Annotated in this window: 15 protein-coding genes and 1 pseudogene; 15 read left to right on the forward strand and 1 reads right to left on the reverse strand. The window is 75.5% G+C overall.

All coding sequences use genetic code 11. From position 1 onward, the window contains the following. Nucleotides 1-29: 29 nt before the first annotated feature. From ACFWEK_RS10200 to ACFWEK_RS10265, 14 genes and pseudogenes are all read left to right on the forward strand, one after another. A pseudogene (locus ACFWEK_RS10200) lies at nucleotides 30-617 on the forward strand (signal recognition particle protein); the annotation flags it as partial. Between the two features lie 53 nt (nucleotides 618-670). Next, nucleotides 671-1,774 carry an amidohydrolase family protein gene (locus ACFWEK_RS10205; protein ID WP_430553975.1) on the forward strand — a complete coding sequence of 368 codons (1,104 nt, stop codon included), beginning with the start codon at nucleotides 671-673 and terminating at the stop codon, nucleotides 1,772-1,774. 195 nt (nucleotides 1,775-1,969) lie between these two features. Continuing rightward, nucleotides 1,970-2,389 carry a 30S ribosomal protein S16 gene (gene rpsP / locus ACFWEK_RS10210; protein WP_430553976.1) on the forward strand — a complete coding sequence of 140 codons (420 nt, stop codon included), beginning with the start codon at nucleotides 1,970-1,972 and terminating at the stop codon, nucleotides 2,387-2,389. Then, nucleotides 2,389-2,628 carry an RNA-binding protein gene (locus ACFWEK_RS10215; protein WP_429728397.1) on the forward strand — a complete coding sequence of 80 codons (240 nt, stop codon included), beginning with the start codon at nucleotides 2,389-2,391 and terminating at the stop codon, nucleotides 2,626-2,628. Before rpsP ends, ACFWEK_RS10215 begins: the two co-directional genes overlap by 1 nt. A gap of 136 nt (nucleotides 2,629-2,764) precedes the next feature. Further along, the gene (gene rimM / locus ACFWEK_RS10220) at nucleotides 2,765-3,316 is read left to right on the forward strand and encodes a ribosome maturation factor RimM (RefSeq protein ID WP_430547108.1); all 552 of its coding nucleotides are present in this window, start codon (nucleotides 2,765-2,767) and stop codon (nucleotides 3,314-3,316) included. 1 nt (nucleotide 3,317) lies between these two features. Then, nucleotides 3,318-4,139 carry a tRNA (guanosine(37)-N1)-methyltransferase TrmD gene (trmD, locus tag ACFWEK_RS10225; RefSeq protein ID WP_430553977.1) on the forward strand — a complete coding sequence of 274 codons (822 nt, stop codon included), beginning with the start codon at nucleotides 3,318-3,320 and terminating at the stop codon, nucleotides 4,137-4,139. A 173-nt stretch (nucleotides 4,140-4,312) separates the two neighbouring features. After that, nucleotides 4,313-4,675, forward strand: coding sequence for a 50S ribosomal protein L19 (gene rplS / locus ACFWEK_RS10230; RefSeq protein ID WP_429762293.1), 363 nt, complete (start codon nucleotides 4,313-4,315; stop codon nucleotides 4,673-4,675). Nucleotides 4,676-4,858: 183 nt separating this feature from the next. Further along, nucleotides 4,859-5,680, forward strand: a complete 822-nt coding sequence (gene lepB / locus ACFWEK_RS10235; protein ID WP_430553978.1) for a signal peptidase I — start codon at nucleotides 4,859-4,861, stop codon at nucleotides 5,678-5,680. An 83-nt stretch (nucleotides 5,681-5,763) separates the two neighbouring features. Further along, on the forward strand, nucleotides 5,764-6,576 hold the full coding sequence (locus ACFWEK_RS10240) for a ribonuclease HII (protein WP_430547195.1): 813 nt from the start codon (nucleotides 5,764-5,766) through the stop codon (nucleotides 6,574-6,576). After that, on the forward strand, nucleotides 6,573-6,872 hold the full coding sequence (locus tag ACFWEK_RS10245) for a DUF2469 domain-containing protein (protein ID WP_013838354.1): 300 nt from the start codon (nucleotides 6,573-6,575) through the stop codon (nucleotides 6,870-6,872). The genes ACFWEK_RS10240 and ACFWEK_RS10245 overlap by 4 nt, the downstream gene beginning before the upstream one ends. 144 nt (nucleotides 6,873-7,016) lie before the next feature. Further along, nucleotides 7,017-7,376: a YraN family protein gene (locus tag ACFWEK_RS10250; RefSeq protein WP_430553979.1), complete on the forward strand. Its 360-nt coding sequence runs from the start codon at nucleotides 7,017-7,019 to the stop codon at nucleotides 7,374-7,376. After that, a complete protein-coding gene (locus ACFWEK_RS10255) occupies nucleotides 7,376-8,911 on the forward strand; it encodes a YifB family Mg chelatase-like AAA ATPase (RefSeq protein ID WP_430553980.1) in 1,536 nt (511 codons plus the stop codon). Before ACFWEK_RS10250 ends, ACFWEK_RS10255 begins: the two co-directional genes overlap by 1 nt. Beyond that, the gene (gene dprA / locus ACFWEK_RS10260) at nucleotides 8,904-10,274 is read left to right on the forward strand and encodes a DNA-processing protein DprA (protein ID WP_430553981.1); all 1,371 of its coding nucleotides are present in this window, start codon (nucleotides 8,904-8,906) and stop codon (nucleotides 10,272-10,274) included. Before ACFWEK_RS10255 ends, dprA begins: the two co-directional genes overlap by 8 nt. A 133-nt stretch (nucleotides 10,275-10,407) precedes the next feature. Next, nucleotides 10,408-11,355 carry a tyrosine recombinase XerC gene (locus tag ACFWEK_RS10265; RefSeq protein WP_430547102.1) on the forward strand — a complete coding sequence of 316 codons (948 nt, stop codon included), beginning with the start codon at nucleotides 10,408-10,410 and terminating at the stop codon, nucleotides 11,353-11,355. A 144-nt stretch (nucleotides 11,356-11,499) separates the two neighbouring features. Here ACFWEK_RS10265 and ACFWEK_RS10270 read toward each other — a convergent pair whose 3' ends face one another. Continuing rightward, complete coding sequence (locus ACFWEK_RS10270) at nucleotides 11,500-12,012, reverse strand: murein hydrolase activator EnvC family protein (RefSeq protein WP_430553982.1); 513 nt, start codon at nucleotides 12,010-12,012, stop codon at nucleotides 11,500-11,502. A 682-nt stretch (nucleotides 12,013-12,694) separates the two neighbouring features. Here ACFWEK_RS10270 and rpsB point away from each other — a divergent pair. Beyond that, nucleotides 12,695-13,609, forward strand: a complete 915-nt coding sequence (gene rpsB, locus ACFWEK_RS10275) for a 30S ribosomal protein S2 (RefSeq protein ID WP_429762281.1) — start codon at nucleotides 12,695-12,697, stop codon at nucleotides 13,607-13,609. Nucleotide 13,610 lies beyond the last annotated feature (1 nt).

The raw sequence follows: 13,610 nt of genomic DNA on the forward strand, positions 1-13,610 counted from the left end.
GGACGCCGCCGGACACCGCGTTGTGACACCTGGTGCAGATGCAGCAGATGAAGAAGCTCGGCTCCATGAAGAAGATGCTCGGGATGATGCCGGGCATGGGGCAGATGCGCGAGCAGCTCGAGAACTTCGACGAGCGCGAGGTCGACCGCGTCCAGGCCCTCATCCAGTCGATGACGCCCGCCGAGCGCGACAACCCCAAGATCATCAACGGCTCGCGCCGCGCCCGCATCGCGCGGGGATCCGGCCAGACGACGACGGCCGTCAACCAGCTCCTCGAGCGGTTCACGCAGGCGCAGAACATGATGCGCCAGATGAGCAAGGGCGGCGGCATGCCGGGCATGCCCGGCGGCGTCCCCGGGATGCCGGGGATGCCGGGCGGCGGCAAGAAGTCGCGCGGCAAGCAGGCGCCGTCGAAGAAGGTCAAGGGCAAGTCGGGCAACCCCGCGAAGCGGGCGCAGCAGGAGCGCGAGGCCATGCAGCGCGCGCTCGGCGGCCCCGCCGCGACGTCGTCCCCCCAGGGCTCCGCGTTCGGGATGGGCGGCGAGAAGCCGGCCGAGCAGGACCTCTCGAAGCTCCAGCTGCCGGACGGGCTCGACAAGCTGCTCGGCGGACGCTGACGCGCACGGACCGGCGTCCACGGCCCGGCCCCCCGACTCGGTAGCCTTCGACCATGTCTGCCCCGCACGTCCCGCTGCACGTCACCGGCCACGTCCTGCTCGGTCACGATCGCGACGTCGGCGAGATGTGGGTGCGCGACGGGCGGGTCAGCCTGACGCGGCCGTCGCCCCAGGGCAGCGCCACCCGCGAGCTCGAGGGCTGGGTGCTGCCGGGTCTGGTGGACGTGCACTGCCACGTGGGCCTCGGCCCGGACGGCGCGGTCGACCAGGAGAAGGCGGAGGCCCAGGCCGTCGCCGATCGCGACTCCGGCGTCCTGCTCGTGCGCGACGCGGGCTCGCCCGTGGACACGTCCTGGGTCCAGGAACGCCCCGACCTGCCGCGCCTCGTGCGCGCCGGGCGGCACCTGGCCCGCCCCAAGCGCTACCTGCGGGGCTTCGGCCTGGAGCTCGACGACGTGGGAGCGCTCCCCGACGCGGTGCGCGCCCAGGCGCGCGGCGCGGACGGCTGGGTCAAGCTGGTCGGGGACTGGATCGACCGCGAGGCGGGCGACCTCGGCCCGCTGTGGCCGCGCGACGTGCTCACGGAGGCCGTCGCCGCCGCGCACGCGGAGGCCGCGCGCGTGACGGTGCACGCCTTCTCCGAGGAGGTCGTGCCCGACCTGCTCGCCGCGGGCGTGGACGGCATCGAGCACGGCACCGGCATCGTCGGACCGCTCGTGGACGAGGTCGCGGCGCGGCGCATCCCCGTGACCCCCACGCTGCTCCAGGTGGCCCGCTTCGAAGAGATCGCCCGGCAGGCCGAGGGGAAGTACCCCGAGTACGCGGCGCGGATGCGGCGCATGCACGCCCGCCGGTACGAGCACGTGCGCACGCTCCACGAGGCGGGCGTCCCGCTGCTCGTCGGGACGGACGCCGGCGGCACCCTAGGGCACGGGCGGGTCGTGGACGAGTGCGCCGAGCTGGTCGCGGCCGGCATCCCCGCCGCCGACGTCGTCGCGATGGCGACCTGGCGGGCGCGCGAGCTCCTGGGCTTCGGCGCCCTCGTCGAAGGGTCCAGCGCGGACCTGGTGGTGTACCCCGCCGACCCGCGCGAGGACATCGAGGTGCTGCGGCACCCGACCGCCGTCGTGCTGCGCGGGCAGGTCGTCCGCGGCTGACCTCCCCGCGCGGGCGCGAGAGGTGCGTCACCCGTGGTTGGAGCGGGCGCGCCCGGTCTGGCACAATGGCGGGGTACTCGGCGTGCCCAGGCCCCTCTCTCCTGCGCAGGTCGTGTTCCTGACCTCCGGACACCGCCAGGACCCCACCCGGCGGCGCGTGAGGTCGCCCCACCAGAACCAGGAGACACCACCACAGTGGCCGTCAAGATTCGTCTGAAGCGCCTCGGCAAGATCCGGGCCCCGTACTACCGCGTCGTCGTGGCCGACTCGCGCTCCAAGCGCGACGGGCGCGTCATCGAGGAGATCGGGAAGTACCACCCGACCGAGGAGCCGTCGTTCATCGAGATCAAGTCCGAGCGGGCGCAGTACTGGCTCGGCGTCGGCGCGCAGCCGACCGAGCAGGTCGCCGCGCTGCTCAAGATCACCGGTGACTGGCAGAAGTTCAAGGGTCTTCCGGGCGCCGAGGGCACCCTCAAGACCAAGACCGCGAAGGCCGACAGCGCCGCCGCGGTCGAGGCCGTCGCCGCCGAGGCCGAGAAGGTCAAGGCGAAGGCTGCCGAGAAGAAGGCCGACGAGCCGGCGGCCGAGGCCACCGAGGCTGAGGCCGAGGCCTGATGCTCGCCGAGGCCCTCGAGCACCTGGTGCGCGGCATCGTGGACAACCCGGACGACGTCCGGGTGGCTTCGCGGACGCAGCGCCGGGGCGACCTGCTCGAGGTGCGGGTGCACCCCGACGACCTCGGCCGCGTGATCGGTCGGGGCGGACGGACGGCGAAGGCGCTGCGCACGGTGGTCGGCGCGCTCGCGACGGACGGCCCCGTGCGGGTCGACGTCGTGGACGTCGACCGGCGCTGACGCGTGCCGCACCCGCTGCCGTAGCACTGACGAGGCCCGACCCCACCGAGAGTGGGGCCGGGCCTCGTCGTCTGCCGCGAGGGATGCTGGACCGGTGGTCACCGGTCCACGAGAACAGTTCGAGACAGGAGTGGTCATGCAGCTGGTGGTGGCGCGCGTCGGGCGGGCGCACGGGCTCCGGGGCGAGGTCGGCCTCGACCTGCGCACCGACAACCCCGAGGAACGGCTCGCGGTGGGCCTCACCCTCGCGACCGAGCCGGCCGAGGCCGGGCCGCTGACGGTGACGGCCGCGCGGGTGCACCAGGGCCGCTGGCTCGTGTCCTTCGCGGAGGTGGCCGACCGCACCGCGGCCGAGGCGCTGCGCGGCGTCGAGCTCGTCGTCGAGGCCGACGCCTCCGACGAGGAGGACGCCTGGTACCCGCACGAGCTGCAGGGCCTGCGGGCCGAGCTCGAGGACGGGACCGTGGTCGGCGAGGTGACCGGCCTCGAGCACCTGCCGGCGCACGACGCGCTCGTCGTGCGGGAGACCGGCGGCGAGCGCACGCTCGTCCCGTTCGTCCGCGCCATCGTGCCCGTGGTCGACGTCGCCGGCGGGCGGGTCGTCCTGACGCCCCCGGGCGGGCTGCTGGCCCGCGACGCGGAGTCCGCCGTCGTCGACCGGGCGGACGGCGCCCAGGACGAGGCCTGACGTGCGCGTCGACGTCGTCTCGATCTTCCCCGACTACCTCGCCGCGCTGGACCTGTCGCTGGTCGGCAAGGCGCGCAGGGCCGGGCTGCTCGACCTGCGGGTGCACGACCTGCGGGACTGGACCACCGACCGGCACCGCACGGTCGACGACACCCCGTTCGGCGGGGGAGCGGGCATGGTCATGCGCCCGGACGTCTGGGGGCGGGCGCTCGACGACGTCCTGCCGGCGGGCGGTGGCGGGCACCTGGTCGTGCCCACGCCGTCGGGCGACGTCTTCACGCAGCGGCACGCCGAGGCGCTCGCGGCCGAGGAGCACGTGGTCATCGCGTGCGGCCGGTACGAGGGCATCGACGCGCGCGTCGCGGAGCGCACCCGCGCCGCAGGCCACCGCGTCAGCGAGCTGTCCATCGGCGACTACGTGCTCAACGGCGGGGAGGTGGCCGCGCTCGTGATGATCGAGGCGTTCGGGCGGCTGCTGCCGGGCGTCGTCGGGAACCCGCACTCGCTGGTCGAGGAGTCGCACGGCGCGGCCGGCCTGCTGGAGTACCCGGTGTACACGAAGCCGCCGGAGTGGGCGGAGCTCGAGGTGCCCGAGGTGCTCCTGTCCGGCCACCACGCCCGGATCGAGCGCTGGCGTCGCGACCGGGCGCTGGAGCGGACGGCCGCACGGCGCCCCGACATGGTGGCCGCGCTCGACCCCGCGTCGCTGGACAAGGCGGACCGCGCCGTCCTCGCCGGCCTCGGCTGGGAGGTGCGTGACGGACGCCTCCGTCCCGCGGCGGAGCCCGAGCCGGGGTCCGCGCCGGGACGTGTGGCAGAATAGGGCGCTGGTGCGTTCGCCGACCCGGCCTCTGCCACAGGGGAGGTCACGACGGGCTGCTGGTCAGCCCGCCTGGTCGAGGAGCCGACGCACCCACCGACACGTCAGATTCCGTGTGCCCCCTGCGGGCGCGCCACGATCTTGCTCCTGACCTGTGGCAGGGCGGGGAGACCACCATGCACACGCTCGACTCCGTCGACGCAGCCTCGCTGCGCTCCGACGTCCCGGACTTCCGCGCCGGCGACACCGTCAAGGTCAACGTCAAGGTCGTCGAGGGCAACCGCTCGCGCGTCCAGGCGTTCCAGGGCATCGTCATCGCGCGCCAGGGCGGCGGCGTCCGCGAGACGTTCACCGTCCGCAAGATCAGCTTCGGCGTCGGCGTGGAGCGGACGTTCCCCCTGCACGCCCCGACCATCGACTCGATCGAGGTCGTCTCCCGCGGCGTCGTCCGCCGGGCGAAGCTGTACTACCTGCGCAACCTGCGCGGCAAGAAGGCGAAGATCCGCGAGAAGCGCGAGACCGCGCCGACCTCGAAGTGAGGCCGCGCGGCGTGATGCGCCGCGTCGCGACGCGCTGACGCGCACCCCCGGACGGGCGGTCCTGCCGATGGCAGGGCCGTCCGTCCGTCGTCGTCCCCGGGGTCGGCCGGGGCCGCCGCCGGAGCGCGACCGGGGGCCCGTCGCGGTTTCGCCGTGGACGGTGGCGAGTGAAAGAGTGAGGGCGTGGCAGACTCCGATCCCGTGACAGACCGGCCCAGCGCGCGCGATCCCCGTCCCCACGACCCCGCGGGCACCGGCTCCGGCGACGGGGTCGAGGGCTTCGACGCCGTGGTCGGGGCGGGCCGCCCTGCCCCCGCCGAGGGACCGGCCCCGAGCCGAGGGCTCGGCGTCCTGCGCGAGACCGCGATCATCGTGGTCAGCGCGCTGGTCCTGTCGTGGCTCATCAAGACGTTCCTGGTGCAGGCGTTCTACATCCCCAGCGGGTCGATGGAGGACACGCTGGAGATCGGTGACCGGGTCATGGTCTCCCGCATGGTGCCGGACGTGTTCGACGTCCACCGGGGCGACATCGTGGTGTTCAAGGACCCCGGCGGCTGGCTGCCGCCGTACGAGCCGCCCGAGCGGACCCCCGTGGGACAGGCGGTGACGAACGTCCTGACGTTCGTGGGGCTCCTGCCGCAGGAGACGGGCGACCACCTGATCAAGCGGGTCGTCGGGACGCCCGGCGACCACGTGACGTGCTGCGACGACCAGGGCCGCGTGAGCATCAACGGGGAGCCGATCGACGAGGAGTCGTACATCAAGCCGGGCTCGGTGCCGAGCCAGGACCCGTTCGACACGGTCGTGCCCGACGACTTCCTGTTCGTCATGGGCGACAACCGGCAGAACTCGCAGGACTCCCGCTACAACACGGGCAAGCCCGGCGGCGGGTTCGTGCCGATGGACAACGTCGTCGGGTCGGCGTTCGCCACCGTGTGGCCGCTGGGCGACGCGAAGCTCCTGCGCAACCCGGGCGACGTCTTCGCGAAGGTCCCGGAGCCGTGACGTCGCTGGTCGAGCGCGGCCCCGCGCAGGACGCAGGGCAGGACGGCGTCGAGCCCGTCCGGGCGACGTCCGGGCCGGAGACGGTGCGCCGACCCACGCCGCCCCGCCGCCGCACGGCCGGCGTCGGCGCCAAGCAGCGCCGGAGCCCGACGCTGCGCCAGGAGCGTGCGCTGCTCACGGGCGGCGCACGGCTGGTCGCGGGCATGGACGAGGTGGGGCGCGGCTCCCTCGCCGGGCCCGTGAGCGTGGGGGTCGTCGTCGTGGACGCGGCGACGCGGACGGCGCCCCAGGGGCTGACCGACTCGAAGCTCCTCACCCCGGCGGCACGGGTCGCGATGGTGCCGCAGCTGCAGCGCTGGGGCGTCGCGTGGGCCGTCGGGCACGCGGGGCCGGCGGAGATCGACGCGCACGGCATCGTGGCCGCGCTGCGGCTCGCCGGGCGGCGGGCGCTGGCCCAGGTCCGGCGGACGTGCGGCGACGTGGACGTGGTGCTCCTCGACGGCTCGCACGACTGGCTGAGCCGGGGCGACGTCGACCTGTTCGAGGCGGCGGCCCTCGACCCGCTCGGGCCCGAGGCGCCCGAGCCGGGGGTGCGCACCCTCGTCAAGGCGGACCTGCAGTGCTCCTCGGTCGCGGCCGCGAGCGTGCTCGCCAAGGTGGAGCGGGACGGGCTGCTCGTGCGTCTGGCGCGCCAGTACCCGGCGTACGCGTGGGACCAGAACAAGGGGTACTCGGCGCCCGCCCACCTGGACGCGCTGCGCCGGCTCGGCCCGACGCCGCAGCACCGCCGGTCGTGGAACCTGCGCGCCCTCGCGGACGACGGCGCGGTCCCGGCGCCCGGCGCGCCCGCCGCGGCCCTCGCCCTCGACCCGCCCGATGGGATGATGGCCCTGTGAGCGCCGAAGACCTCGAGAACTACGAGACCGAGATGGAGCTCGCGCTGTACCGCGAGTACCGCGACGTGGTGGGCCTGTTCTCGTACGTCGTGGAGACGGAGCGGCGGTTCTACCTCGCCAACCAGGTGGACCTGCAGGTGCGGTCCGCCGCCGGCGAGGTCTACTTCGAGCTCCGGCTGGCCGACGCCTGGGTGTGGGACGTCTACCGCTCCGCGCGGTTCGTGAAGTCGGTGCGCGTGGTGACGTTCAAGGACGTCAACGTGGAGGAGCTCGCGAAGGCCGAGCTCGCCCTGTAGCTCGCTCCCTGTCGACGCCACGAGGCGCCGGTAGGCATGGAGGCTGCCCACAGGCCGCCCCCTGCGCCCCTCGTCCACAGGACACCGTCCGCGTGCGCGTCGGCCCTGCACCGGGCCGCGAGGCTTCCCCGCGGAGGTGGTTCGATGCGGGCGAAGGACGCCGTCGGGCGGTACGGGGAACGGGTGGCCGCGCGCCACGTCGAGGCGCAGGGCCTGGAGGTGCTCGAGCGCAACTGGCGCGGCACGGGAGGCGAGCTCGACCTCGTCGCGCGCGACGGCGACGTGCTGGTCGCGATCGAGGTGAAGACGCGACGGGGCACCGCGTTCGGCCACCCCGCGGAGGCGGTGACGGTCGCCAAGCTGTCCCGGATCCGCCGGCTCACGGGGCAGTGGCTGGTGGAGCACCGGGACGTGCGCTGCCGCGAGGTCCGGGTCGACGTGGTGGCCGTGGTGCTGCCGCGGGCGGGCGCCGCGCAGGTCGAGCATCTCGTGGGGGTGCTCTGATGGGCCTCGGGACGACGGCGGCTGTCGCCCTCACCGGGCTGACGGGGCACGTCGTGGAGGTGCAGGCGCAGCTCGCGGCGTCCGTCCCCGGGTTCACGCTGGTGGGGCTGCCGGACACGGCGCTCAACGAGTCGCGCGAGCGGGTGCGGGCCGCGGTGCTCTCCACCGGCATCAAGTGGCCGCACCGCAAGATCACCGTCAACCTGTCGCCCGCGTCGCTGCGCAAGTCCGGTTCGTCGTTCGACGTCGCCATCGCGGTCGCCGTGCTCGCGGGGGACGGCGTGGTACCCCGGGCCGGGCTGGACCGGGTGGTGCACCTGGCGGAGCTCGGCCTCGACGGGCGCCTCCAGCCCGTGCGCGGGGTGCTCCCTGCGGTCGCCGCGGCCGTCGAGGCGGGCTGCCCCGACGTCGTGGTCGCGACCGGGGACGCTGACGAGGCCCGGCTGGTCCCCGGGGCGCGCGTCCACGCGGCGTCGAGCCTGGCCGAGGTGGTGCTGCTCCACGGCGGCGAGCTCGCCGAGCCGCCGGTGCTGGACCCGGTCCGGGCGGCGCGGCAGTCCGCGCCGCGCCGGCCGCCGGGGGACCTCGCGGAGGTGGTCGGGCAGGTGCAGGCGCGGATGGCGCTCGAGGTCGCGGCCGCCGGCGGGCACCATCTGCTCCTGGTCGGGCCGCCGGGTGCGGGCAAGACCATGCTGGCCGCCAGGCTGCCGGGCATCCTGCCGGACCTCACGCCCTCCGAGGCCGTGGAGGTGACGTCCGTGCACTCGGTGGCCGGGACGTTCGACCCCGGGAACGGCCTCCTGACGCGTCCGCCGTTCGAGGACCCGCACCATACGGCCACCCCGGCCGCGATCGTCGGCGGGGGCAGCGGCCTGGCCCGGCCCGGCGCGGTCTCCCGCGCGCACCGAGGGGTGCTGCTCCTGGACGAGGCCCCCGAGTTCCCGTCCCGCGTGCTGGAGACGCTGCGCCAGCCGCTGGAGCAGGGGGAGCTGGTGCTGCACCGTTCCGGGGGAGCCGCCCGCTACCCGGCGCGCTTCCAGCTGGTGCTGGCGGCGAACCCCTGCCCGTGCGGGATGGCGTCGGTGAACAAGGGGCTGGACTGCTCCTGCACGCCCATGGCGAAGCGCCGGTACTTCGGTCGCCTGTCGGGGCCGCTGCTCGACCGCGTCGACCTGCAGGTGGAGGTGCTGCCCGTGACGCGGGCGGAACGGACGGCACGGTCGGAGGGGGAGTCGTCGGTGGTGGTCGCGGCCCGGGTCGCCCAGGCCAGGGCCGCCGCCCGCGAGCGGCTGGCCGGGACGCCCTGGACCACGAACGCGGAGGTGCCCGGGCGGTGGTTGCGGGAGCGGTCGCGAGCACCGGGGGTGCTGCAGCCGATCGAGCAGATGGTCGACCGGGGAGTGCTCAGCCTGCGCGGGGCCGACCGGGTGCTGCGGATCGCGTGGACGCACGCCGACCTCGCGGGGCGCGCCGCACCGACGGTCGACGACGTCTCCAGGGCCGTGACGATGCGCACGAGGGGGAGCCATGCGTGAGCCGGTCGCGGAGCCGGGCGTGGAGCCGGCCGTGGAGCCGGCCGTGGAGTCGGCCGTGGAGTCGACACTGACCGCGACGCGGTCGCTCGACGCCGGAGGGCTGCCCTTCGCGGTGGACGACCCGGTGCTCGCCCGCGCCGCGTGGAGCCGGTTGGCCGAGCCGGCCGACGCGGTGGCGGGCGCCCTCGTCGCGCACCTCGGCGCTCCGGCGGCGCTGGAGTGGGTCGTCGACGCGGTCCGCGACCCGGCGCGCGCCCTCCGGGGGTCGGCGGTCGAGCCGCTGGGCAGCGACGTCGCCGCCGACCGGCTGATGGAGGGGGTCGCCCGGTGGGCGCCGCGGCTCGAGCGGCTCGACCCGCGGCGGGAGCTGCGGGTCCTCGAACGGCTCGGCGGCACGCTGCTGGTGCCCGGGGACGCGCGCTGGCCGGCGCGGCTCGCCGCGCTGGGACCGGAAGAGCCCTTCGCCCTGTGGGTGCGGGGCGACGCCGACCTCGCCGCGCTGACGGAGCGGTCGGTCGCGCTCGTCGGGGCGCGGGCGTCGAGCGCCTACGGGGACCACGTGGCGGCGGACCTGGCGGCCGGTGTCGCGGACCGTGGCTTCGCCGTCGTGTCGGGCGGGGCGTACGGGATCGACGCCGCGGCCCATCGCGGGGCGGTCGCCGGAGGTGCTCCCACCCTGGCGGTCCTCGCCGGCGGCGTCGACCGCTTCTACCCGCCGGGCAACCAGGACCTGCTGCGACGCCTGGCGGACGGCGCGGGCGCGGTGGTGAGCGAGGTCCCGCCCGGGTCGGCGCCGTTCAAGCAGCGCTTCCTCGCCCGTAACCGGATCATCGCGGCCGTGTCGTGCGCGACCGTCGTGGTGGAGGCCGCCTGGCGGTCGGGGGCGCTGTCGACGGCACGGCACGCGACGCGACTGCTGCGCCCCCTCGGTGCGGTGCCCGGCCCGGTGACGTCGGGTGCCTCGACCGGGTGCCACGCGCTCCTGCGGGACGGGGCGGCGGTCTGCGTGACGGACGCCGCCGAGGTGGCCGAGCTCGCCGGTCCGTACGACGGCGACGCTGCGCCGGGCTCCCGCGAGGGGGCTCCCGTGCCGGGACGCGCCGCCCGTGCGCTGTCGCGCCGGCGCATCCCGGCGGAGGTCGAGGCTCTCGGCGAGCGTGCGTGCCAGGTGTGGGACGCGCTGCCGGCACGGGGCGCGGCCGCAATGGACGCGCTGGCGCGGACGGCCGGGCTCGCGCCGGGCGAGCTGCTCGCCGGGCTCGGTGCCCTCGAGCTGTGCGGGCTCGCCGCCCAGGAGGCCGGCCGGTGGCGCCGCGTCCGACGCGCCGACGGCGGGGCGGGCAGGACGACGCCGAACGGCTGAGGCGACGGGCCGGTGCGCGAGGTCGTCCGGCGGTGGCGGGTCGGGTCGCACGAGGGGCGTCGCGGCGGTGGACGACCTCGACACGCGCGGCGCCTCACCCGTCCTGAGACGGCTCAGGGGCACACTGACCTGGATGGACACCGATCCGGACCTGCCGCCGCTGCCGGCGCCGCTCGCGGGGGCGCTGGCGCGTTTCGACGAGTATCTCGAGGTCCAGCGCGGGCACTCGGCGCACACGCGACGTGCGTACCGCGCCGACGTCGGGTCGCTCCTGCGGTACGCGGTGCGGCACGGGGTCGACGGCCTGCCGGGGGTCGACGTGGTCGTGCTGCGCGGCTGGCTCGCCGCGCAGGCCGAGCGCGGCCTGGCCCGGGCGACCATCGCCCGACGCGGCGCCGCGGCGCGGACCTTCCTGCGGTGGGCGTACCGCGTCGGGCTGGTGCAGACGGACCCGACGGCGCGTTTGGCCAGCCCGAAGGTGTCGCGGACCCTGCCGACGGTGCTGAGCGCTGACGCGGCCGCGACGCTCCTCGACACCGCCCGCGAGGTCGCGCACACCGCGGAGCCGGAGGATCGCCCCGCGGCGCTGCGCGCGTGGGCCGCGGCCGAGCTCCTGTACGGCAGCGGCATCCGCGTCGGCGAGCTGGTGCAGGTGGACGTGCCCGCCGTCGACCTCACGGACCGGCTCGTGCGGGTGCTCGGCAAGGGCGGCAAGGAGCGGGTGGTGCCGTTCGGCGTCCCGGCGGCGCGCGCGGTGTCCGAGTGGCTGGCGCACGGTCGGCCGGCTCTGCTGCAGCCGACGTCCGGGGCCGCGCTCCTCCTGGGGGCGCGCGGGGGCCGCTGGGGGCAGCGACAGGTCCGCGACGCGGTGCACCAGCTCGCGGCCCGGGCGGGCGTGGAGGACGTGGCCCCGCACGCGCTGCGGCACTCCGCGGCGACGCACCTGCTGCAGGGCGGCTCGGACCTACGGTCCGTCCAGGAGGTGCTGGGGCACTCCGACCTCGGCACCACGCAGCGGTACACCCACGTGGACGACGAGCGGCTGCGCCAGGTGTTCGTGCAGGCGTTCCCGCGCGCCTGATCGGTCCGAGCGCCCGTTGGCTCGTTCCGTTGGCCCGTTCCGTTCACCCGTTCCGTTCGCCCGTTCCGTTCGCCCGCCCTGGTCGCCCGTCCTGGTCGTCGGCGCAGGCTCGTGGGCGTCGGCCCGACCGCGCGCAGCCTCCGCTCACGGACCGCCGGGCAGCAGCACGATCGGGGGCGCCTGGCCGAGCAGGGCGAGCGGGTCGAGGTAGACCTCACCGCGCAGCACGCCCCAGTGCACGCACCCGGCGGGCGCGCAGTGCCCCGGCCCAGTGAGCGTGCCCACGACGTCGCCCGCGGCCACCGGGTCGCCGAGGCCCACCGAGGCGGCGACGGGCTCGAACGTGGACCGCAGGCCGCCGGGGTGCGCGACCACCACGACGGGCTTGCCCGCGACCTGCCCGGCGAACGACACCGTTCCCGCGGCCGGTGCCCGCACCCGCTCGCCCGTCGCGGCGGCGAGGTCCACTCCGCGGTGGCCCGCGGCCCACTCCTCGGCGGGCGGGTCGAACGGGTGCACGACGTCGCCGGGCACGGGACGCGTCCATCCCTGGCCGTCAGCGTGCGGGGCCGGTGCCGGAGGCGCCGCGCCGGCGAGCGGTGCCGCGGCCAGGAGGCCCACGACGCCGACCGCGACGAGCCCGACGACGAGTCTCATGAGGGGTCGGGCGACCGTCGTGGCGGGGCCGGACGACCCGACGGGGCACGCGGCGGCACGAACGACCTGCCGGCCACGGCGGGCCGATGCCCGGACGGTCGAGGCGGGAAGCTTCATGGGAGCAGGCTGGCGGAGCCGGCGGGCCGCTGGGCGAGCGGGCCGAGGCGCTGTGGACCGCCCGTGGCGCCGGACTCCTGGGGGCAGGCTCGGGGCGTTGGCGCCGCGCGCCGCGTCGTCCGACGAGGGCTGCGCCGGGCGCGTCGGTCGGGGCGGCAGGTGGGCGATGGCCGGTGGGCGGAGAGGCCCGGAACCGTCGGGTAGACTGGCTGCCGCGATCGGCTTGTGCCTCGCCTTCCCGAACCATCCCGGTGGATCCCGTGGACCGTCCTCGACGTCCTGCGGTCTCGCCGGGCCGGGGGAGCGGACGCGAACCGGTCGACATCGCGCGTCACGTACGCGCCCCGCGACCCGGCCCGCCGGGTGCAGGGCGCGGCCGCGTCGGCAGCGGTCCGTCCCCGGGTCCCCTGGGAACGGTGCCGGCCCGGCGTGACGCCAGGGGTGCCGGGCCCGATGCCCGTCACCGACGAACCGAGTACCGCGACCGGAGACCTGCAGCAGCAGCCCGGTCGCCTGACGCGCGTGCAGCCCGGAGGATCCGGCGCACGCGGCGAAAGGACGTGTCATGGCCGTCGTGACCATGCGCCAGCTCCTCGAGAGCGGTGTCCACTTCGGACACCAGACCCGCCGTTGGAACCCGAAGATGAAGCGGTTCATCTTCACGGAGCGCAACGGCATCTACATCGTCGACCTCCAGCAGTCGCTGTCGTACATCGACCGCGCCTACGAGTTCGTCAAGGAGACCGTCGCCCACGGCGGCAGCATCCTGTTCGTCGGCACCAAGAAGCAGGCGCAGGAGCCCGTGGCCGAGCAGGCCGCCCGCGTCGGCATGCCGTACGTGAACCACCGCTGGCTCGGTGGCATGCTCACCAACTTCACCACCGTGCACAAGCGCCTCCAGCGCCTCAAGGAGCTCGAGGAGATCGACTTCGACGACGTCGCCGGTTCGGCGCTGACGAAGAAGGAGCTCCTCGTCCTGCGTCGCGAGAAGGACAAGCTCGCGCGCACGCTGGGCGGCATCCGTGACATGGCCAAGACCCCCTCGGCGGTCTGGATCGTGGACACGAACAAGGAGCACCTGGCTGTCAACGAGGCGAAGAAGCTGGGCATCCCCGTCGTCGCGATCCTCGACACCAACTGCGACCCCGACGACGTCGACTACGCCATCCCGGGCAACGACGACGCGATCCGCTCCGTCACGCTGCTCACCCGCGTGATCGCCGACGCCGCGGCCGAGGGCCTGCTGCAGCGCCACTCCGGCAAGAAGGGCGAGGCCGCGGAGACCGCCGAGGCGGAGCCGCTGGCCGAGTGGGAGCGCGAGCTCCTGGCCGGTGCCGAGGCCGCGCAGGCCGAGGCCCCCGCCGCCGAGGAGGCGCCGGCCGCCGAGGCGACCGAGGCCGCCCCGGCTGCCGAGGAGGCCCCCGCCGCCGAGGAGACGCCTGCCGCCGAGGGCGAGCAGGCCGCCGAGAAGTCCGAGTGAG

The organism is Isoptericola sp. NPDC060257, from assembly GCF_042726645.1.
Lineage (GTDB): Bacteria > Actinomycetota > Actinomycetes > Actinomycetales > Cellulomonadaceae > Isoptericola > Isoptericola nanjingensis.

Excerpts from the sequence above, each read along its gene's own strand:
- ACFWEK_RS10270 (WP_430553982.1), bottom strand. The coding sequence starts at position 12,012 with ATGAGACTCGTCGTCGGGCTCGTCGCGGTCGGCGTCGTGGGCCTCCTG.
- ACFWEK_RS10205 (WP_430553975.1), top strand. The coding sequence starts at position 671 with ATGTCTGCCCCGCACGTCCCGCTGCACGTCACCGGCCACGTCCTGCTC.
- ACFWEK_RS10215 (WP_429728397.1), top strand. The coding sequence starts at position 2,389 with ATGCTCGCCGAGGCCCTCGAGCACCTGGTGCGCGGCATCGTGGACAAC.
- rimM (WP_430547108.1), top strand. The coding sequence starts at position 2,765 with ATGCAGCTGGTGGTGGCGCGCGTCGGGCGGGCGCACGGGCTCCGGGGC.
- ACFWEK_RS10250 (WP_430553979.1), top strand. The coding sequence starts at position 7,017 with ATGCGGGCGAAGGACGCCGTCGGGCGGTACGGGGAACGGGTGGCCGCG.
- ACFWEK_RS10255 (WP_430553980.1), top strand. The coding sequence starts at position 7,376 with ATGGGCCTCGGGACGACGGCGGCTGTCGCCCTCACCGGGCTGACGGGG.
- dprA (WP_430553981.1), top strand. The coding sequence starts at position 8,904 with ATGCGTGAGCCGGTCGCGGAGCCGGGCGTGGAGCCGGCCGTGGAGCCG.
- ACFWEK_RS10265 (WP_430547102.1), top strand. The coding sequence starts at position 10,408 with ATGGACACCGATCCGGACCTGCCGCCGCTGCCGGCGCCGCTCGCGGGG.
- rplS (WP_429762293.1), top strand. The coding sequence starts at position 4,313 with ATGCACACGCTCGACTCCGTCGACGCAGCCTCGCTGCGCTCCGACGTC.
- rpsB (WP_429762281.1), top strand. The coding sequence starts at position 12,695 with ATGGCCGTCGTGACCATGCGCCAGCTCCTCGAGAGCGGTGTCCACTTC.